The 21022-nt window shown below is 61.9% G+C and carries 14 protein-coding genes; 5 read left to right on the top strand and 9 right to left on the bottom strand.

The genetic code is table 11. From position 1 onward, the window contains the following. Positions 1–120: 120 nt before the first annotated feature. Both BC363_RS32185 and BC363_RS32180 read right to left on the bottom strand, forming a co-directional pair. The gene (locus BC363_RS32185; protein ID WP_083223543.1) at positions 121–1071 is read right to left on the bottom strand and encodes a polysaccharide lyase; all 951 of its coding nucleotides are present in this window, start codon (positions 1069–1071) and stop codon (positions 121–123) included. Between the two features lie 8 nt (positions 1072–1079). Then, positions 1080–2429, bottom strand: a complete 1350-nt coding sequence (locus BC363_RS32180) for an adenylate/guanylate cyclase domain-containing protein (RefSeq protein ID WP_065784239.1) — start codon at positions 2427–2429, stop codon at positions 1080–1082. A 389-nt stretch (positions 2430–2818) separates the two neighbouring features. Here BC363_RS32180 and BC363_RS32175 point away from each other — a divergent pair, with 389 nt between their 5' ends. After that, positions 2819–4156 carry a nucleotide sugar dehydrogenase gene (locus BC363_RS32175; RefSeq protein ID WP_065784238.1) on the top strand — a complete coding sequence of 446 codons (1338 nt, stop codon included), beginning with the start codon at positions 2819–2821 and terminating at the stop codon, positions 4154–4156. On the opposite strand, the gene BC363_RS32170 is transcribed toward BC363_RS32175, so the two are convergent. Next, positions 4153–5319: a DUF3095 domain-containing protein gene (locus BC363_RS32170; RefSeq protein WP_065784237.1), complete on the bottom strand. Its 1167-nt coding sequence runs from the start codon at positions 5317–5319 to the stop codon at positions 4153–4155. The two genes, BC363_RS32175 and BC363_RS32170, sit on opposite strands and share 4 nt — an antisense overlap. 547 nt (positions 5320–5866) lie before the next feature. Here BC363_RS32170 and BC363_RS32165 point away from each other — a divergent pair. Together BC363_RS32165 and BC363_RS32160 are read left to right on the top strand one after the other, a co-directional pair. Then, positions 5867–8371, top strand: a complete 2505-nt coding sequence (locus BC363_RS32165) for an autotransporter outer membrane beta-barrel domain-containing protein (RefSeq protein ID WP_161952506.1) — start codon at positions 5867–5869, stop codon at positions 8369–8371. Positions 8372–8750: 379 nt separating this feature from the next. Continuing rightward, positions 8751–9581 carry an MBL fold metallo-hydrolase gene (locus BC363_RS32160; RefSeq protein WP_065784236.1) on the top strand — a complete coding sequence of 277 codons (831 nt, stop codon included), beginning with the start codon at positions 8751–8753 and terminating at the stop codon, positions 9579–9581. Here the strand turns inward: BC363_RS32160 and BC363_RS32155 are convergent. The 6 genes from BC363_RS32155 to BC363_RS32130 form a co-directional block, all read right to left on the bottom strand. After that, positions 9568–10338: a polysaccharide deacetylase family protein gene (locus BC363_RS32155; RefSeq protein WP_065784235.1), complete on the bottom strand. Its 771-nt coding sequence runs from the start codon at positions 10336–10338 to the stop codon at positions 9568–9570. The two genes, BC363_RS32160 and BC363_RS32155, sit on opposite strands and share 14 nt — an antisense overlap. Further along, complete coding sequence (locus BC363_RS32150; protein WP_065784234.1) at positions 10335–11432, bottom strand: glycosyltransferase family 4 protein; 1098 nt, start codon at positions 11430–11432, stop codon at positions 10335–10337. Before BC363_RS32150 ends, BC363_RS32155 begins: the two co-directional genes overlap by 4 nt. A gap of 92 nt (positions 11433–11524) precedes the next feature. Further along, positions 11525–11809 (bottom strand): hypothetical protein, encoded by a 285-nt coding sequence (locus BC363_RS32145; protein WP_065784233.1) that lies wholly within the window; start codon positions 11807–11809, stop codon positions 11525–11527. A 248-nt stretch (positions 11810–12057) separates the two neighbouring features. Continuing rightward, positions 12058–13512 (bottom strand): lytic transglycosylase F, encoded by a 1455-nt coding sequence (locus tag BC363_RS32140; RefSeq protein WP_065784232.1) that lies wholly within the window; start codon positions 13510–13512, stop codon positions 12058–12060. Positions 13513–13537: 25 nt separating this feature from the next. Beyond that, positions 13538–15643, bottom strand: coding sequence for a mechanosensitive ion channel family protein (locus BC363_RS32135; protein WP_141690524.1), 2106 nt, complete (start codon positions 15641–15643; stop codon positions 13538–13540). Between the two features lie 157 nt (positions 15644–15800). Next, positions 15801–18392 carry an SH3 domain-containing protein gene (locus BC363_RS32130; protein WP_065784231.1) on the bottom strand — a complete coding sequence of 864 codons (2592 nt, stop codon included), beginning with the start codon at positions 18390–18392 and terminating at the stop codon, positions 15801–15803. Between the two features lie 259 nt (positions 18393–18651). Here BC363_RS32130 and BC363_RS32125 point away from each other — a divergent pair, with 259 nt between their 5' ends. Together BC363_RS32125 and BC363_RS32120 are read left to right on the top strand one after the other, a co-directional pair. Continuing rightward, the gene (locus BC363_RS32125) at positions 18652–19110 is read left to right on the top strand and encodes a helix-turn-helix transcriptional regulator (RefSeq protein WP_065784230.1); all 459 of its coding nucleotides are present in this window, start codon (positions 18652–18654) and stop codon (positions 19108–19110) included. 29 nt (positions 19111–19139) lie between these two features. Further along, positions 19140–21011, top strand: coding sequence for a hypothetical protein (locus tag BC363_RS32120; protein WP_065784229.1), 1872 nt, complete (start codon positions 19140–19142; stop codon positions 21009–21011). Positions 21012–21022 lie beyond the last annotated feature (11 nt).

The raw sequence follows: 21022 nt of genomic DNA, 5'->3' as shown, positions 1-21022 counted from the left end.
CACACTTCCCTCATTGCCCTTGCATCCGCCGCCTCTAAAAAAAAGACTATCGCAGCTTCAGGGGGCTGTCCAGCTTAGGCCCTTGCAACCGCAGCGTAGTTCACCGTCGTGTCGCAATCGTCAGGGAGAAGGGCAAGCCTCTTGAGACAGCACGTCGGCGCAGTACGGCGATCGACGGAAATCATCGTAATAGAGCGTCCAGTCGGTCACATCGGCTGCGCGATAGGGCCCAAACTTGAAGTACTGGTTGCGGCCGAGCCCCTTGTCCGCATGCCCGACATGGCCCTTGACCGTGATGATAGGCTTACCATTGGCAAAAAGTTCGATGTGGCCGCTGCCGTCGGCGCCTGGTTTTGTATAAATCGCGAAATCGATCCAGCCCGATTTCGGATCCGGCAGCGGATTACCGTGGTTCGTGACGGCGATTGCGTCGGTGCAGCCATTGAACAGATTGCCGTCTTCCGCGTTCCAGGCAGGATCCGCTGCCACGAGCATGCGCATCTGATTGACGCCCGGGCGCCCCCAGACCGGCACTTCACCCGGCTTGCAGCTGGCGGCAACCCCGTCCGGTCCGGAGGAAACCGGCGCGAGATAGTTGGTCTCCACAGTCGCGAACAATTTGCCGAAATTCATGCGCAGCGCCAGGAACGGGCTGAAATCGCCTTCAGCGCCCGGGTCGATCTCGCGCTTCCATTGCGCCACGAGGTAACGATGGTCGCCGGACGGGATGGGGTCGGCAAACTTCACCGAGAAGCCGTACCATACACCCTGGTCGTAGGGCACGCGCAGCGCCGTCTGCTCCCAGATCTCCGCTCTCTCGCTGCAGCCATCGAGCGAATCCGGACAGGTCGGCACGACGCTCAGTTTGAGCCCGCCATTGCCGCTGCGCTTGACGAGGCTCTGAAACTCGGCCGTCCCCGCGCTCTGCTCGAAATTCTCGCGGTAATAAAGCCCACCATCCGGCGAGAAATTCTCCCCCTCGAACCCGTCGAAAAGCTTAGTTTCCCAAGGTTGCGCTGCCGCGACGCCAGTAATGAAGAAGCTTGCGACGATGAGGGCTGTTCGGAACATACGGATCCTTACTGGAGCATCTTGTCGATGAGACCGCGAGGCGGCTGCAACGGACGGGTGTTGCGATGGAGCAGCATGACATGTTCGGCCTCGGAAAGTCCATCCTGCAGCACATCTTCAAGTCGCTCATCCGATCTGGGCAGAAGTGCTGCCTCGTTCGGATAGAGAATGGTGAATTTCTGACGCACGCCGCGCAGCTTCTCCTGGCCGAGCGCTGTCCAGTCGCCGCCACAGTAGTTGACGAAGGCCTCGCTGGCGACGACGCTATGGGCGTATTTCTTCGTCAGGTTCTGCAGCCGCTGCACTTCGTTGACTGCCGAGCCGAAGGCGGAGAACGTCAACCGGTCCCGCAGGCCGACATTGCCGAACATCACATTGCCGACATGCAGTCCGACACCATAGCCGATCGGGTCGCGCCCCTGCTTGCGCCGCTCTGAATTGAGCAGTTCCATGCGGGCGGTCGCGGCGCGCACGGCGCCGAACGCCTCGCGGGCGGCAAACTCGGAAGGCTCCTTGTGCCGGCCGCAGGGATAGACCGCCAGGAAACCATCGCCGACGAAGCTCAGGATGTGGCCGCCGTTGCGGTTGAACGGTGCGGCGATCGCATCGAAGTAGCCGTTCAGCGTCTCGATATAGGACTGGCGGCCTTCCTTTTCCGCGAGCATTGTCGAGCGGCGCATATCCGCCATCACGAGGATAGCGCGCACCGTCTCGCCGTCGCCGCGACGGACCTGACCGCTCATGACGCGCCGGCCGGCGCTCGAGCCGAGATAGGTGGTCAGCATATTGTCGGCGAGCTTGCCGAGAACGGCCATCTTGGCCGCGACCGCGAGATGGTTCTGCAGCCGCAGCAGACCGCCGATGACGTCATCGGTGAAGCCGCCATGGCGGTCCGTCGTCCAGGAGCCGACCATGCCATGACCGGAATCGGCGCCGAGCGACTGCATGAAGGCGATATAGTCGGTCGCCCCCTGCTCTTTCAGTTCGTCGAAGATCGGGAACTCCGACGGCGTGTCCTTGTAAAGGCGCCGACGCACATGCTCGAGATTGTTGTTCAGCAGGTAATAGTAGGGGCTGCGCAGGAACCGCTCCGGATTGAGCGCCAGTTCTTCGTGCCGAAGGCCGCTGACCTCGACACCCTTGCCGCGCACCCAGGTGAAGCCGAGCGCGTCATAGAGCGGATGCAGCATCGAAAAGGAAAGGTGCACGCGCATCAGCGGCAGGCCGGCAGCCGCGAGCCGCTCGCAGAAGCCCTTGACGATCGTCTCCAGCGACTCGTCGCTGAGCGACGTCCGCATGAGCCAATCCGCGACCTTGTCGATCAGGATTTCAGATACGTTGTCGTTTACCGGGCCCATTTCGCGTCCTCACCGTGACAGACAGTCCAGCACCATGCCCTTTTGCGATGGGCAAACGGCCCGGCGATGTGTCGGCGTTCGCTCGCGGCGGGTGATGATGATACGTGCCCGTTAAGAAAATGCTCCAACCGATTCCGGCGTCGATGACGTGCAGGCACCCGGAATGCGGCACTTATATGTTGCAGATATTGATGGCCCTCTGCAATTTCCAGAGGCGAGTGAATTTTTTGTTTCGCGCCGCGCCCACACGAATATTTGATGGCCGGCGAATGCACCGCAGTCGGGGGAAGGCGTCGGCGCCATGCTTGACTTGCAGCTTGTTTATATCCAACAAACCACGGCATGTCGCCAGGCTGGCACGTCCCATTCACAAGAGCTGGAACCGAAACTTGACCTCACCCCATCACGAAAGGCTGCTGGCGTCGATCTCGGCGCGCGCCGCCCATGTCGGCGTCATCGGACTTGGTTATGTCGGCTTGCCGCTCGCGATCGCGGCGGCGCGCGCCGGCTTTTCGGTGACCGGTTTCGACATCGACCCGGGAAAGATCGTCGCGCTGGATGCACATAAGTCCTATATCGCGGCCGTACCGGACGCCGTCCTTGCCGAGCAGGCAGCAGCCAACCGTTTCCGCTCCACGACCGATTTCGGACGGCTCGGCAGTTGCGACGTCATCGTCATTTGCGTGCCGACGCCCCTGACGAAGCATCGCGATCCCGACCTTTCCTTCGTCGAAAAGACGTCGCGCGCTATCGCTGCAACACTCAGGGGCGGCCAGCTCGTCGTGCTCGAATCGACGACCTATCCGGGAACGACCGACGACGTCGTGCGCACCATCCTCGAGGAGACCGGCCTCAAATCGGGAACCGACTTCTTTGTCGGCTTTTCGCCCGAGCGTGAGGATCCCGGCAACCCGGTCTACGAGACGACCAGCATCCCGAAAGTCGTGGCCGGCGACGGGCCGTTTGCAGCAAGCCTGATGGAACGATTCTATGCCGCGGTGGTCAAAACCGTCGTGCCGGTATCGTCCAACGCTACGGCGGAAGCGGTCAAGTTGACGGAGAACATCTTCCGCTCGGTCAACATCGCCCTCGTCAACGAATTGAAGATCGTCTACGAGGCCATGGGCATCGACGTGTGGGAAGTGATCGAGGCGGCGAAGACCAAGCCGTTCGGCTACATGCCGTTCTATCCCGGACCTGGGCTCGGCGGGCACTGCATCCCGATCGATCCCTTCTACCTCACCTGGAAATCGCGGGAATACGAACTGCCCACCCGGTTCATCGAACTGGCCGGCGAGATCAACTCGGCAATGCCGCGTCACGTGGTCAGCCGGCTCGCCGAAGCGCTCGACCGTCACGCGGGCAAGGCGCTTAGCCGATCGAAGATCCTCGTCATCGGCCTTGCCTACAAGAAGAACGTGCCGGACATTCGCGAAAGCCCTTCGCTGAGATTGATCGAACTGATCGAGGAACGCGGCGGCCGTTGCGAATACCACGACCCCTATGTCGCCGAGATCCCGTCTACGCGGGAACATGGTGCCCTGAAAGGCAGACGGTCCGTGGCGCTCGACGAGCAATCGATCCGGCTGTTCGATGCCGTGCTGGTGGCGACCGATCACGACCGGATCGACTACGCCGCCCTTGCTTCCGCCTCAGCCCTTATCGTCGATACGCGCAACGTGTTTCATCGCCAGGGCCTGACCGGCGAGCACATCGTCAAGGCCTAGGGTCGGGGCCCAGCCAAAGCCGCCTTCAGCTTGCTGGCGGCAACCGCATAGCCGCCGGAGGCTCCATCGACGAAGTGCATGTGGTCGCGGCTCATCGGCGTGGGCACGATGCAGGTCATCAATGCGGAGTCCTGCTGGTGCAGACCGTAGCGGCCGACACCGGCCGCCTCGGCCTGGCGTAGCCGCGCCTCGATCAAGGCGAGGCGCGCTGCGCTGATATCGATCGTCATCTTCAGGCCGTCGTCGAATTTGCGAAAATCGGTGTTGTTGGCGAGATCGCGCCGATAGCGGGTCGTATCGAACGTGCCGAGGTTCCAGCCCAACCGAAAACAGATAAACAGCGCCAATGTCTGCAACGTGATCCAAAAACGTGTCAGCTGCCGCCCTCGCAGCGGTGCCCTCGCGCGTGCCTCGGTTTCTATGCCCTGGGTGGAAAAACGTGGTTCGGGCCCAAGCTCGGGAACGGGATGCGCGTGTCGCTCTTCCCCGTCGGCAAGAGCAACGATGTCGGCGATCAGCGCCTGAAATCCCGGTCCGTTCCCTTTTTCGCCGGGCACAGCAATGATCGATGCGATCGAGCCGTGGCGGGACTGGATGGGGTTCCAGCGGCACGAAAGCCCCGTGAGATCTGGGCGCGTGCCTGGCGGTGCTGCCTCCACCTGGTAACGCCCCGCCTTCATGGCCGCTTCCGCCCAGCTTGCACCGCCGCCGGAAAACATCGCGTAGGAAACCTCCTCGCTCGCCTTGAAGCGGGCGACGCGCATATCGAGGCCATCCGCCCTGATATCGCTGACCGGCACCAGTGCAGCACGCAATTCAAGCCCCAGTTCTTCCAGGACCCAGGTCTTCACGGCAGAAAGCGCGTCCTTCGCGCGCTCGGTCATTGACGCCGGCAGAACCGCCAAGGCGCCGTCGCCTCCGAAAACGAAGGGCATGGACTTTTGGTCGAGCGCGTTCATCAGCGCGGAGATGACGCTTGCACCAGCCATGTTTACGGTCTTGTACCTCCCGTCGGCGATCGCCCCGGTGGAGTTGACGATATCGGCAAGGGCAAGCATCCAGCCATCGGGCAAGGCGCGATAGTTCGCCTCGTCTGCGACGCCTTCGAACGCATCGAAGAGCGGCACGCTATCGTAAAACCCTGTTTCACCTGCCTGCGCCATGAGTGCTCCGACCTCTTAACCGCTGGCTTTGTCGATAGACATTCCACGCAAGACCGCAAGAAAAAGTTTCATGGCACGGCGTCGCATTGCAGAGCCAGCCTTGGCGATGGCGAAGCGATGGGCGACCCCATGTCGCGACAGTCGCCAAACGGCTCATCAAGTTGACCCGTCTCAATTTGGCACGATTGGCCCAACGAGGCCGCGAGCCACAGCTCATATGCCGGCAAGGAAAGCATCGACACGCGTCAGGGCGTAACGTCCTGGCAATAATGATCGACCGTTCAAGCGTTCTCCTAAAATTTGACGGTTGTCAGGTTGCCGTCCGCGTGCCCAATTCCGCTACAACCGGGAAGCAACCAATATCCCAGCATACTACCGGGCGCAGTTACGGAAAAGGAGGGCACTTATGGACGGTGAAACCGAGAAGTCTGCAAACCATCTCCCCTTCGCTTTTCCGCCCCGCTGTCGCCCGCAAGCCCCGAAATCTCCGAGCGCCGCGCCGCGCTACTTCGGCCTCCTGGCCTCGACCGCGCTCGGCCTGGTACTGATGCAAGGCTCGCCGGCCAGTGCTGCCTGCACCTTGACACCAACACCGGGCAACAGCGTTTATGTCTGCGACAGCGGCACATCAGGCAGCCTCACCGACCTCGATGGAAACAATAGCCTCACGCTTCCCGCCGGTGGCAGCGGTACGATAAACGGCGCTGTCACCTTCGGTGCCGGCACTGATACCGTCGCCATTCACAGCGGCACCATTACCGGCAACCTGCAACAGGGTGACGGGATCGATGATTTCACCATGACGGATGGCACGCTCCAATCGCTCGAGCAGGGAGACGGCCTCGACACCTTCTTAATGTCGGGTGGCCGGATCATCGATTATTTCGAGGCAGGGGACCATGCAATCATGACCGGCGGCCGGATCGGCCGCGTCAACATGCGTCTCGACGACAATTTCTTTGACATGTCAGGCGGCGTCATCGACAGGAACCTCGTTACCGGCCTCGGCAACGACACGATCATCCTCTCCGGGGGCACGATTGCTGGCAACATCAGTGTGAGCAGCGGTACGGACAGTTTGACCGTGACGGGTGGATCCCTCGCTGGCGACGTGTTGATGAGTTTTGGGGCTGATACGTTTACCTGGGATGGCGGCGGCGTCATCCAGGGAACAGTCGAGCTCGGCGGCGACGACGACACCGCGACGCTCAGCAACCTCACAAGTGCGAACCTCGGCGGCACGGATGCGATCACGGGCGGCCTTGGCGTTGACAACCTGACACTGGCGAACGTCACAACGGACGGCGTCGCTCGGCTGCAGAACTGGGAAACCATCGCCGCGACCAGTGGCACTGTGCTGACCTTCGACGGAACCCTGACGCTTGGCGATAGCGGCACCGGAACGGGAACGCTTGATGTCAGTTCATCCAGCACGCTTCTCGCCGGCGGCACCAACTCCGCAATATCAGCTGCCACAGCGGGACAATTCGCAAGTCTCATCAACAGCGGCAGCATCGACCTCACGAATGGCGGTGCCGGCACGAGCGACACTTTTACCATCAACGGCAATTACACCGGCAATGGTGGCCTGCTCCTGCTCAACAGCGTACTCGGCACCGATTCTTCGCCATCCGACCGACTGGTCGTCTCAGGCGGCACGGCGTCCGGCACCACCGGCATTGGCATCGTCAACACCGGCGGGAGCGGAGCCTCGACCTTGCTGGACGGCATCCTGGTGGTCGAGCTCACCAATGGCGCAACAGCGGCCGCCGGCGCTTTCGGGCTCAATGGGCGGGTTGCGGCCGGCGCCCATGAATATTTTCTCTTCAAGGGCGGCATTTCGGCCGGCACTGCGGAGAATTTCTATCTGCGCTCCACCCTCGTCACACCTCCGGTGGTCCCGCCGCCCGTGATCGTCCCGCCTGTGGAGATCGTTCAGCCGCCAGTGACGACACCCGTGCTGGAAGTCGTCACACCGGACGTCGTAATAGTACCGCCTGGACCAGGCGTTACGCCACCTTCGGAGGATGCCACGCCGGTAGCCCCCGAGGTGGTGGTTGTGTCAATAGGCGGCACGCCGACAGCTGTGGAGGTCGTTCCGCTCTACCGCGTTGAAGTTCCTACCTATTCCGCCGTCCCGCCCGTCGCCCAGTATCTCGCCCTATCTAGCCTCGGCACGTTTCATGAGCGCCGCGGAGATCAAGCGCTGCTCGACGGCGCCGGAGCATTGCCGGCGAGTTGGATGCGCGTCTTCGGTCAGAACGCCGAGTTCGAATGGGAAGGGACCGTTTCGCCCGGCTTCGACGGCAATTTGTTCGGCTTTCAAGCTGGCCAGGATCTTTTCGCGTGGGAAGGCGAAGGCGGGCATCACGATCGTGTCGGTCTGTTGGTCGGATATGCCCGCACAAGCGGCGACATCAAGGGACAGGCGCTCGGCTGGAATAATCTGAGCGTCGGAGAAATCGACGTCGACGCAACCAGTATCGGAGGATACTGGACGCATATCGGCCCAAATGACTGGTATCTCGATGCCGTCTTGATGGGAACGCAGTTCGGCGGCGACGCAACATCGATCGGGGCGACCGGCATCGAAATCGATGGCACCGGCATAACGGCGTCGCTGGAAGGTGGTTATCCCATTTCGTTGGCCGAGGGATGGACGCTCGAGCCTCAGGCACAATTGATCTGGCAGCACCTCTCCTTGGACGATCAACGTGACGCATTCTCGGCAGTAAATTTCGACAGCGACGATGCAGTCACGGGGCGGCTGGGCTTCCGCCTGCAAGGCGACGTTCCGACGGAAACGGCAACGCTTCAGCCCTACATCAAAGCCAATATCTGGCACGGCTTCGATGCGGACCAGCACGTCAACTTCGGCACGGATCCCATAGCTACCAAAGTCGGCGGCACCGCTTTGGAAATCGGCGGTGGTCTCGTTGCAAAATTGTCGGAATCGACCAGCCTCTTCGCGACGGCGGACTACACGACCAACCTCGGCGGAGACAAAACGCAAGTGCTGGAGGGGAATATCGGCATCAGCATAAAATGGTGACATCGTCACCAGATCCTGCCGCAAACGTCCTGGGCAGAGGACGAAGCAGCACTTGGGATGTGCCGCTTCACATACGCTGGCGATTGCAAGAAATCGCCGTGTCAGCTTGAGGAGGAGCAACAGCTACGACAGCCGCGTGACCGGATAAGCTCCCGAAAAGCCTGACGGTTGTTGCAAAAACGGGCCGTTGGTCGCTGCCTGCGACAAGGCTTCGGCCCACCCGACGCAACATCAGATATGCCACCGTGATTGTGGGCATTGATAAGGTTAATGTCTAAACAATAACCCTTGGCATTGCAGGGGGGTGGTCATATGTGCTTGTCTATTGGTCAGGCGCAGGCAACCAGGCTTGCGCGGGCAGCGTGAAGCCGAAACAGGAATGCAAGAAGACAACTTTCGAGTGCGGTTCTGGGGCGTAAGAGGGAGCTTACCGGTATCCGGTGAGCAGTTCCTGCGCTATGGGGGAAATACATCCTGCATCGAAATTCGATGCGGCAAGGAAGTGTTGCTCTTCGATGCGGGATCCGGATTGCGCGAAGCCGGCACCTCGCTGATCGCCGAGGGCGTCGACAACTACGACCTCTTCTTCACCCACAGTCACTACGACCACATCATCGGCCTTCCCTATTTCAAGCCGATCTACAAGTGTCAGTCGTCCGTGCGGTTCTGGTCGGGACACCTGCACGGCGTGATGACGACCAAGGAAATGATCCGCGACTTCATGCGGCCACCGTGGTTCCCGGTCGATCCGGACATCTGTCAGGCAAGCCTCGAAGGCGTCGACTTCAAGCCCGGAGACGTGCTGACCCCGCGCGAGGGCGTGACGATCCGCACGACGAGCCTTACCCACCCCGGCGGTTGCGTCGGCTACCGCGTCGAATGGAACGGCCGTGCCGTTGCGCTCGTCTACGACACCGAACATGAACCCGGCGTTCTCGACCCGGCGGTGCTTGAGCTGATCGCCGGCGCCGACATGGTGATCTATGACTGCACTTACCTCGAAAGCGAGATGACGCACTATCGCGGCTATGGTCATTCGACCGGGGTCCATGGCTCGCGCCTCGCCATGGCGGCGGGCGTCAAGCGCCTGGCGATGTTCCATCACGATCCCGCTCGAACAGATGCACAGCTGGACGCAATGGAAGTCGACGTACGATCCATGTTCGCCGGCGCGTTCGCTGCCCGCGACGGACAGATCATCGACCTATGAGATCAGACGCCTGACGCCAACGGCAACCGGTATGTCCGGCAGTGACGGTAAAGAGCATTTCAAGGAAATCCCACACGGCCTCGTCATGCACGAGGTGATGAGTCAGCAGCCCGACCGTGCGGCCCGACTGATCCTCCCGACCCTCAATGTCGCCGCAGACCTGCCGGATGCGCTCGACGATATCGGCGATGATGAGCCTGTGGTCCCGGCATCCGCGCGTACCGCGCCAATCCATGACATCGACGTGAGTGTTGGCGAGCGGGAACGGCGACGGCTTCTCCGGTCCGAACACCGAGAGGACAGAAAATCCGATCTCCGGCAATCGCTGCAGCAAGGCGGAGTCGATCCGATTCCAAGGCGGAACGAGCATTGGAACGAAATGTTCGGGAAAAAGCGTTTGCAAACGCTCGACCCCGCGGCGCAGTTCATCGAGGATGACGGCGTGCGGCCGATGGGCGCCGAGTTCCTGTTTTTTCTCCTCGGGTGGCGCATGATTGCGGTGCGCCCAGCCATGGGCCGCCACGCTGATATCGGCAATGCCAGCGACACGCCGTGCCAGCGCGTCGGTAGCCGGCGCAGGCGGCACGGCGAGTGTCACCGGGATAGCATGGCTTGCCGCAAGCAAAAGCAGCCGGTCGAGCAGCGCAGTCGGCTCGACGGCGTCGTCATCCCTCAGCCAGAAATCGACCTTTCGTCCCCGCACACGAGCGCGGTCGAGTTCATCGACGAGCGATTGCCAGCCAGCATCAACGGTCAAGTGGTCTTCTCCAGAAATTCGTCGAAAATCTCACCCAATCGCCTCGCCGCAGCGGGAAAGGATCGCTCTTCGTGGACGAAGCGTCGAGCTTCGTCGCCAAGTTGTTGGCGGGTAAACGGTTCATCGATCAGGCGGCGGATCGCGGCGGCGTAGGCCTCGACGTCGCCCTCGGGCGTCAGCAATCCGGTCTCGCCATCCCTCACCACCTCCGGCACGCCGGCCGTCCGCTGCGCTATGACGGGCAGCCCTGCCGCCTGCGCCTCGAGATAGGCCAGCCCATAGGCTTCACCGCAGCCGGGCCAAAGATAAAGCCCGCTTTCGCTGAGGATGGCGGGAATGTCGCGCGCGTCCTTTTCGCCAAGCCAGAACAACCGATCCGCGGGCAATGCAGAAAAAGCATCGCGGACCTGCTGTCGGCACGGCCCGTCGCCGACAATGGTCATTGTCCAGGGCCGATCGACAAGCAACGCTAGCGAGCTCGCAAGCATGCGGTAACTGTTCAGCTTGTCGCCGCTGCGCATCATCGCCACGGCGACAAGACGGCAGCCATCAACGGCTGCGTGGGATTGCGACGAGAACGGGCTCGTATCGATGAAGGGAGGGAGCATTGTATGCCGGCAATCGGGCGCTGCCTCCAGCAGACCATCGCGGTCCCGCCGCGTCAGACAGATATTGACCGCCGCCTGCTCTATCGCGCGCAGTACATGGCGTTGGGCAACGGCGCGGACGCCCTCATTGCGACGGAGAGAGTAGGAGGCCTCCGCCGTGACGTAGGGAATGGAAAACTCGGCCGCAAGCCCCGGCCCTATCAGATCAGGTGCCTTGTAATAGGGGTGATAGCAAAACCAGGCATTCGGCGGCGTTTCGGCCAGCCAGAGGGTGCGAATCCGCTCCGCTTCCCCAACTGCGGCTGCCGTGATCGATGCGAACTGCGCCTCGCAAGCGTCCGCCATGAAGCTACGCAACTCGCTGGTAATCGACACCTCGTGCCCCGCTTGCCGTAGGGCGTCAATCAGCATGCGCGCCATCAGCCGGTCACCGGATGGAACAGGGTGGCTGGGGGATTTCAGCGGCGCGTAAAAGGCGATTTTCATGCAGAGCGAGCTATCGCGCCTTCCTTTGGCGCTGTCAACGGCGGCGGGCAGTGCAAGCGCAGCCTTTGGGCTGCACTCGGACCCTCACCGGATCAATCGATAGGTATGTCGTAGTAATCCCTCCGAACGAGCTTGAGCGATCGGTCCGGCTGGATAATGTAAGTCTCTTTGACGAAGCTGTTTCCGCTCATGAAATTATGCGGCACGATGCTGCCGACCGGTGCTTTCGTCAGCTTGGTGCGCGGTTGCCCGCCATAGGTGATGCTGCCCGGAATCGGCGCCAGGTCAGGCGTCGTACAGCCGGCAAGTGCCAGGCCGAGCACCGCGAACAACACCAACGGCCCGCCGAAACGAGACACATGTCTAGGATCAATCATCACCAATGCCTCCTAAGGCCGGCCTGAAACAAGGTGCTTTGGGCCCACAGCGTCGCGCGTTGGGGATCGCCTGCAAAGGTCGCGATAGCACATTAAACTCGCGGCATAACTCCTTAACTCGGCTCCAACTTGAGCGATCAAGCAATACCGCTTCTGCCGCCTTGCGCTCCATCTAGGGTCTGGACCTAGTCTTCGGATTGCCGTCGTCAAGAAAGGCGCCGAGCCGCTCAAGCAGACGTGATGCGAAATTACTCTACGCCAGCGTCGGTAGCAGCCGGTGCCTGTGCCGTAGGCGCCGCTTTGGCATGTTCCGCCAACAGCCCGTAGGCCACGTAGTACTTGTAGATATTGCCGACATACTGAACCGTCTCGCGCCCAACAATCTCGGCGGCTGCATTTTCGACATTGCCGAACCAGAGGTCAGGATTGAGCCCCATATCCTTCGCCTTCGCCCGGAACTTGCGCAAGTTTCCCGGGCCGGCATTGTAGGCTGCAAATGCAAAGAGGAGCTGGTTGCGCGGCGTGATCGCGGGATCGGCGATGTACGTGTCCACCAGGTGCCGGAGGTACTTCGACCCTGCCTGGACGTTCAGATCCTGGTCCTTGTCGATCCCCTTGATGCCAACGGACTTGTCGGCCGCCGTCGACGGCAGGAGCTGCATGACGCCGACTGCACCACGCGGGCTGCGCCTGGACTGATCGAGCTGGGACTCCTGATAGCCCTGCGCCATCAGCATGAGATAATCGAAGGAGTACGTGTCGCCGTGCTTGCGGAAAATCTCGACCAATTTCTGGAACCGCTCGACATCGGCCGGCGCATAGGCGCGCTTCAGCATCTTGTCGCTCTTGTAGTAGGAATTCTTCAGGATATTGCCAAAGGTCGTGCCGACGCGATGCGTTTTGACGAAGGCATCGAGCGTCGCTTTCAGTTTGGGACTATCCTTGCGGATCGCCCAGGCGATCTGCCCATGATCTGACACCAGGATATCGTCGCGTACCTTGATATCCCTAAAGACCGTAGCCCAGATGTCGGCCTTGTACTTGTCGACAACCGTCCACGGCAACAGACCGGCATTGATCATCTCGAGCACATCTTCGTCCTCGAGATTTTCGTCCATATCCTTGATCGATATCGGTGCGCGGCCGGCCTTGACGAATCCGGCACTCAGCGCGACCAGATGCTCATGGTAGCTGCTGGACTTGCGCACGCGGACCTCCTGTCCGCTCAGATCGTCGACACTGGCAATGGCCGGCGCAGAGGGGCCGGTTACCAGCACTTCCTTGGCCTCATCGAACAAAGGGGCAGTGAAATCGACCTTCGCCAATCGTGCTTCCGTTATCGTCAGGTTGCCCATCACGATGTCGCCACGCCCGTCCTCCAACGCCGTCAATAGCCGCGCTCGGGGCACAGGCACAAAGGCGATGCGAATTTTCTCGATCTCCCTCTTCCGCCCGGCATTGAGTTCCTTCTCCAATGCCATCCCGAATTCCACCGCGGTGCCAAGCTGCCGGCCGCGATCGATGAAGTAGATGGTCTTGCTGAATGGAACGACGATCCGAATGAGGCGCCGCTTCTCCATGACGTCGAGATCGCCGAGATGCGGGGCGATGATCGCCTGGAACGTACTTTCGTTCGATTGCGCCTGCAGGTTCCCGATGCCAACGATCGCGAAGAGCAGCATGAACAATGCAAGCCGTTTCATCTTGGCCTCCCCAGCCCGAGAAACCCTATTCCGGCGGTGCGCCCTCACCGAGCGCTGCTGCCGCATTCTTCTTGGCGATCGCATCGCGCGTCGCCGCAGCCGCGGCCGCGGTCTGCTCGTCGCCGGCCACCTGCACCGTCGGCGAGGCGAACGAGATGCCGTTCTTGTCGAACGCCTCCTTGATCATCGCCTGGGCCCGGCGCCGGATCTGCGTCTGATGTCCCGGCTTCGTCGTCATCGCGAAGCTCAAGGTGATGCCGTAGTCGCCGAACGTCTCGACGCCCTTCATCTTCACCGTCTCGATGATCATCGGACCGAGTTCCGGATCTTCGAGAAGCGTCGCGCCGATGCCCTTCACCACCTTCTTCACCTTGGCGATGTCGGCCTCGTAGGAGACGTTGATCATGAACTTGTCGATCACCCAGTCGCGGCTCATGTTCTGGACGGCGCCAAGCGAGCCGAACGGCACGGTGAAGACCGGGCCGCGATGATGCCGCAGCTTCACCGAACGGATGCTGAAGGATTCGACCGTGCCCTTGTAGCTGCCGCTTTGAATGTACTCGCCGATACGGAACGCATCATCCGTCATGTAGAAGATCCCGCTGATGACATCCTTGACCAGGGTCTGCGAGCCAAAGCCGATGGCGACGCCAAAAACACCGGCGCCGGCGATCAGCGGGCCGATCTGCACACCGAGGCCGGAGAGCACCATCAGCACCGCCACCACCAGGATGAAGGCCGCCAGGAAATTGCGCAGGATCGGCATCAGCGTCAGCAGGCGGGTGTTGCGGGCCCGTTGAGCGGGATCGGTCGTTTCGACGGCGGCATGCTTGACGCGCAGGCTGATCAGGCTCTTGATCAACTGCCATACCAGATCCGCCGCCAGCACGATGACGACACCGGCAAGCACGCCACGGAAGATCCGATTGAGGGCATCGTCCTGCACCATCATCGACGCGTTGACGCGGAAGACAAGCGCCAGCCATCCCGCCGCCAGGGCAATGATCACCAGTCTGGCGCCGCGTTCAATCAGCACGTTGCGCATCACCCGCATGTCGTCGTCCGCCGCCGTGTCGAGCATCGTCTTGGCAAAGGCACTGGTGAAACGCAGGAGCGACGGCAGGCCGATGACATAAAGGCCGATCCAGAACAGCACCCGCATGTCCGCCACCCACAGCAGCCAGAGCAGCACCAGGAAGGCGACCATCAGGATGTTGCCGACAACGCGGCGCGAGCCCGTGGTGGCGCCGACAGGCCGGCGCAGCACGGTGAGGATGGCAAGCGCCAGCACGACCAGACCGAGGGCGGCGGCAATCAGATTGCGCACGTCTGCGGAGATTGAAAGGGCGTGCATGGCGTCGCCAATGCCCCATATGGCGGCGGCCGCGCAGATAATCGCCACCGAGGAGCGGTACCAGAACCGGGCATCCTCAGTCGTCAGCGAGAGATAGCCAGTCCGGCCGGCCGGATCCGTCGCGTCAACCGGCCCGCCGGACAGCACCGCGGATGCGATGGTGATAAGCAGGCGAGCCCCGATCCAGGCAACCAGCAGCGGCGCGATGGTCTCTTCAAGCCGTGAGGGCCAGTCGGCCACAGCAAGCACGGTGGTCGTGGCGATCGCGAACACCAGCAGCGGCAGCACTTTGACGAGCATCGAACGCGCCGGCCCGGTCAACTGCGCAGAACTCAATGTCCGTCTCAGCAGATAACGCAGCAGGTATTCGGCGCCGTAACCGATCAACAGGATGAAGAAGAACCCTTTGAGGATCGGCGCCGTGCCATGGTTCTCCATCTCGCCCTGGAGACGGGTCCGCGCCGCATCGAACTCGGCACCGATGCGCGGCACCGCGTTGGTGATGCCGGTCATGTGGCGGCGGAGTTCGGTCGTCCAGCGGGCCGCAAACCCGCTCGCCGGCGCCGCATCGGCAGGTGCCGCTGCCGCAGGCGTCGTGCCGGCTGGTGTCGCCGGCTGTCTGGTGGCCAGCCATTGCCGGACCTCCGGATCGTCGAGCAATTCGATCAGTTGCTGAACCTTGGCCGGCTCTGCGGCCGGCGCGGTGGCTTGGGTCTGAGCCTGGCTCGCGGACACAAGTCCCAGAAACACCGTCAAAAAAGCTAGAATACGGGCCATTGAGCCCCAGAACCCACGTGGCGAACTGACACCGAACATGCTGATCATACCCCCAGCGACCGGCGGAGCGCCGATCGATTCCTGTCCTCATCCGCACAAACGCTAACACAGTCCCCGGCGTTTATGCCAACTTCCGTTTTCGGTGCGCCTTTTCAGATCAACGACGGCGGAAACCGCCACCGCCGCCACCATGAAAGCCGCCGCCCCCACCGTGGAAGCCACCGCCTCCGGAGAACCCGCCTCCGCCGTGGAAACCACCGCCACCAAATCCGCCGCTGCCACCGCCAAATCCGCCGGGGCGATCGAACCCACCCCCGCCGAAGCCCCCGCTACTCGGGAAATTCAACGGACGCTGGTCGAACGACTGATGCTCGAAGGAGCGCTGGTTGCCGATCTGGCGCCCGGCGCGATCGATCGCCAGGTGGTCCGGCGCACGATTGCCGATGGCGTTCCCGCCACCGGCCGGACCGCGATCGTCGATGCGCTTGTTCAGGTTCTGCGCCGCATCGGGGTGCTGGGTTGCGAACTGCTGACCGGCTCTCTTCGCATCCTGGATCGACGGCTTTTGAACCGGCTGCCAGCCGTCCGGTGTGTGCTTCTGCCATTGGCCATCGTCGCGACGATAGACATTGCCATCGCGTCCGGCATAGACGTCGCCGCCCTTGCCGCCGGCAACGAAGCCGTGATTGCCGTCGGAGGTGCGCCAATGGGCACCGGCGCCGCCGGCGGTCGAGCCGCCGCTGATCCGGGCGAAATCCGAACCGTGCTTGACCGCGGCCGTACCCCAGCTGCCATAGACATTGTGCCCGCCACGCGCGATCGCCGCATTGCCGGTGCGGGGATTGTAGGCAGCGACAAAGCCGCGCTCGCCTGCCGGACCGTAGCCCGCGGCGCCACGGATATAGGTGCCGGTGCGCGGGTTGTAGGCAGCGCCGGCCGCGATACCGCGATAGGGACCATAAGCGTAGCCATAGCGGCCGAACGTGCCGACCGCCGGATTGTAGAACGCGCCGACGCCATAGCTTACCGGGCGTGGATAATAGGGCCAGTAGCCGCCACCGGCCCAACCATAGTCCCAGTAGTCGTCATAGTACCAGCCGGTGCCGTAGACGAACGTGTCCCAGGCGAGGTAGGCCCCGAGATAGCCCATGGTGTATCCGAACCAAACCGCGTCCGGCTCGGTGTCGTAGATGCGGACATAGGTAGCGTTGTAGACCGGCGATGACGGCGGGATCGTGTAGATCTCGTCGGGGACGGCCTTTGCCACGGTGAACGGACCGGTCGGCGTATCGCCGACGAACCAGACGCCGTCCTTCAACACGAAGTACTTGTCGGCAACCTGGATCACCGTTTCATTGGTATTGACGGCATAGGTGAGCGCCCTTCCGTCGATCTTCTCGAATTTCGGGTCGCCGCTATAGGCGACCTCAACCTTCACCGAACCGTCCAGCGAGACGCGGGCCTTTTCGGGAATACTTGCCTTCAACCTGGCTTCGGCATTTTCCGAGGTGCCCGGAACCGACGAGCGGACCGTGTAATAGGCGGCATCCTCCGGAATATTCTGGAAATCCTGGGGAAGGTTGGGGGTGGCGAAGGTCCAGGGGCCATCGAGCGACGCAGCCGAGAACCAGCGGCCGGAGACGAGCACGTACCAGTTCGAATCCTGAGCCAGATAGAACACATCGCTCTCGGTGTTCGTCGCAATCTTCAGACCGGTGCCCGGCACGGCTTCGAGCTTCGGCTCGCCGTCGAAGACGAGCAGTTCCGACGGCGTGTCCGAATAGATGACCTTGGGCACCGCGCCCTCTCCGGCAGCCAGCGGAATGGCCGCCTTCGCGTCCTTCCAGTTGTCATCATCGGGCAATTTGCCGAACAGATCGGGAAGCGAGGTTACCGGCTGCCAGCCGCTCGACAGGTCTTTCGACTGAAGCCATGCCTTTTCGTTGCGAAGATAATAGGTGCTGTCGGCGTCGAGCTTGAACAGGTCCCAATTGGTGTTGACGGCAAAGGAGAGGCCTTCGGCGCCCTTGACCGGCGCGAACACCGCCTTGCCGTCGGTCTGCACCAGCAGCGCCGGCACCTTGCTGACGTAGATCGGCGGCGGATCGGCCTTCAGACCTTCGACATTGCCGAGCCGCTCATAGTCGGCAAGGCTCGCGGTCAGCTTGTCCTCCGACAGCGTTATGGTGCCGACGGGCATCACCTTGCCGGCCTCCAAGGCGAGGTCGGCCAGTTCCTGGCGATCGAGAACCGAGAAATTGATCTCGTCGACCTTGATGTCGGAGACGACCACCTCGTCCGAGCCGCTGTCCGCCACGGTCTTGCCCGTCACCCCGATGACACCGAAGATCGGCTTGGCATCGTCGGACTGCTTGTATTCGGCGGCGATCAGGGCGTCGAGATCGGTAAAATCCTTCCAGGCGTTCACCTGCGGCTGGTAGAGCGTGATCGTCGCCCCCTTGTCGGTCTTGTAGGCGCGCGGCCAGCCAAGGCCCTTCGGATCGGCATCGGCCAGGTACTTGCCGCTGACGAAACCGTCATTCCCTTCGAAGCTGACGGCGCACCAGGTCCCGGCATCGTCGCATTCCTTGACGTCGACCTGCGCGCCCGCGGCGATCTTGCCGAGGCTGTCGAACCCGGTGCCCGGCCCGGCGCGAAAATTGACCGATGCCGTCGTCGTGGCAGGGCCTGCGGCAGCCGTTCCCGAAGCAAGGGCGAGCAGGGTCAGGGTCAGGGGAAATGTGCGCATCTTTGGTTTCTCCGACGTTGCCGCAATTGACTTTGTTGCAGGCGGGCATGGCCCTCATTGCTCAACAACATCGCTCCGCCGCGACCCGGCGCAAGTACGTAACAGTAACAACGGCCGTAACGTCGGCGATGCAATGGGAGCGTTCGGCGTCACGCAGCGCAATTATCCGTGTTTTGGCGCGTAGTGATTGCATCCAGTCATTTATTCGAGCAAACTCATATGTATGATTTGGTCACGCCTACATGCGGAGGAAACACACGTGAACACAAAAGCACCCAGCCAGATTGATGTCTTTGTCGGTTCCCGCGTCAGGATGCGTCGGTTGATGGCCGGGTTGAGCCAGGAGAAGCTGGCGGACGGCCTCGGCATCACGTTCCAACAGGTTCAGAAGTATGAAAAGGGCACGAATCGCATCGGAGCGAGTCGGTTGCAGGCAATCGCCGATGTTCTCGGCGTTCACCCCAGCTTTTTCTTCCAGGAAGGCGAAGAGGGTGCAGCTCCCCGGGCTGGTCTTGGCGATGTGCGCGAGCCCAACGAAATCTCGTCCTTCGTGTCGTCGAAGGAGGGTATTGCGCTCAATCGGGCCTTCCTGAAGATCACCGACCCGATCCTGCGCAAGAAGATCATTTCGCTGGTGGCCGCCGTCGCACAGACGCCCGAGGCAGAAACAGTCGCCGCCCACGGCAGCGCTGCGCACGCCCCCGACCTGCATGGATAGGCGCCACCGGTTGCCGATGAGATAGCCAGATGAAATTCAGATTGCAGACCCTGGGGCGGTTGCGCCTTGTCGACGAAGACGAGTGCGACGTTGCCTTCCCGGAAAAGGGTCTGCTTATTCTCGCTCAGGCGATCGCCGGCGGCCATCGCGAGCAGTCTCGAAACGATGTGGCCAAGCTTCTGTGGGACGAAATCGTTCCGAGCCAGGCCTTCGTCAATCTACGCAAGACGATCTCCCGCGTAACGTCACGGCAGGAAGAACTCGGCCACACGTTCCTCAGCTTCTCGCCGTCGACGGTCCGGCTGGAGCCGGATGCGGTTGCGAGCGATCTCGACGACATCGGCCGGCACGCCGACAAGGACGCGCTATCGCGCTTTCGGTGGGCCGCGGAGAAATTCCGTGACGATTTTCTCAAGGACTTGAAGTCGCAGGGCCGAGCGCTTCACGACTGGATCGGGCAGCAACGCGCCGATCATACGGCGCTGCTGCGCGAGAGCCTGGTCGACGCGGCCGAGAATGCGACCGGCACAGATCGAAAGCTCGTCAAATCCGCTGCGGTCAAAGTTCTGGAGCAGAACCCCGACGACGACGAGGTTCGCAAGATCCTCAAGGCCGTCCTGGCCTCGGAGGGCCGCCAGTATGACGCGCGCCTTCTGCCGGGCGGCGGACTGGTGGCCGCAACTGCCAAGGCGTCGCCACCGTCCGCTTTGACCAACAGCCCACTGCTGGAGACCATGGGCGAGACGCGCCCGCCGCGTGTGGTGCTACTGCCGCCGGGTGCCGGCAATGCCGACGCGGCTGCAACGCTTTTCGCTCATTCCCTGATCGAGGACGTCACGATCGGACTTTGCGCACTCCGCTCGGTCTCGGTGATTGCGCCCTACACGGCAGCGCAGATCAGCCTGCAGGCAGACAAGGCCAGCACCTACGAACAACACGCCATCAGCTATATCCTCGATACCCGGCTGACGAACGAGGGCAGTCGACAGACGCTGTTCACGCAGTTGATCTTCTTTGCCAATGACGAAGTGATCTGGGCAGACCGCTTCACGCTGGATGACGATGGCTTGATGAAGTCGCGCCAGGAGATCGCGCGACAGATCGCGTTTGCCATTGCCAGCCAGGTCGAGCGCAATGAGACCATGCGCAAGACCTATGAGAGCAATGGCGGGTCTTATCGCAACTACCTGCTCGGCCAACGCTATCTCAAGCAACTCAATCTGCCGGAGGTCCGGCGTGCCCGAAAGAGCTTCCGCGAGGCACTTAGCCACAATGCCGATCTGGCTCCGGCGATGAGCGGGCTTGCCCGAACCTATTTCGTGGAGTGGCTTCTGACCGCCCGCGGCGACAGCGAACTCCTGGCCCTTGCCGAACAGTACGCCCGCGACGCGGTCGCCATCGACGATACGCTCGCGGCCGGCTACCGCGAGCTCGGTGTCGTCAAACTCTACAGCCGGCAATTCGACGAGAGCATCGAATTTCATGAGAAGGCCGAAGCGCTCAGCCCGCAGCACGCCAACGTGATTGCCAGCTACGCCGATACGCTCGTGCAGGCCTCGCGTCCGGATGGGGGGCTGCGCAAGATCGAAACGGCGATCAATCTCAATCCGATGGCGCCGGACGAATATTTCTGGACGGCTGCCGGCGCCTGTTACTCGCTTGCTCAGTACGATCAGGCGCTTGCCTATATCGAGCGGATGCGCGACCCCACCCCCGCCGATCGTCTCGCCGCGGCGAGCTGGGGCATGCTCGGCAATCGCAAGAAGGCGGGCCAATACGTGCGCAAGACGTTTGAGGTCCATCCGGACTTCAACCTAGACAAATGGATCGCCATCGTTCCGTTCCGCGAGGAATGGCAGCGGACCCATTACTGCGAAGGCCTGCGCAAGGCCGGTTTCTAACGTATCACCAC

It is taken from the genome of Ensifer sp. LC384 (assembly GCF_001695865.1).
Taxonomy (GTDB): domain Bacteria; phylum Pseudomonadota; class Alphaproteobacteria; order Rhizobiales; family Rhizobiaceae; genus Ensifer.
This window is presented reverse-complemented; position numbering and strand designations above follow the sequence as displayed.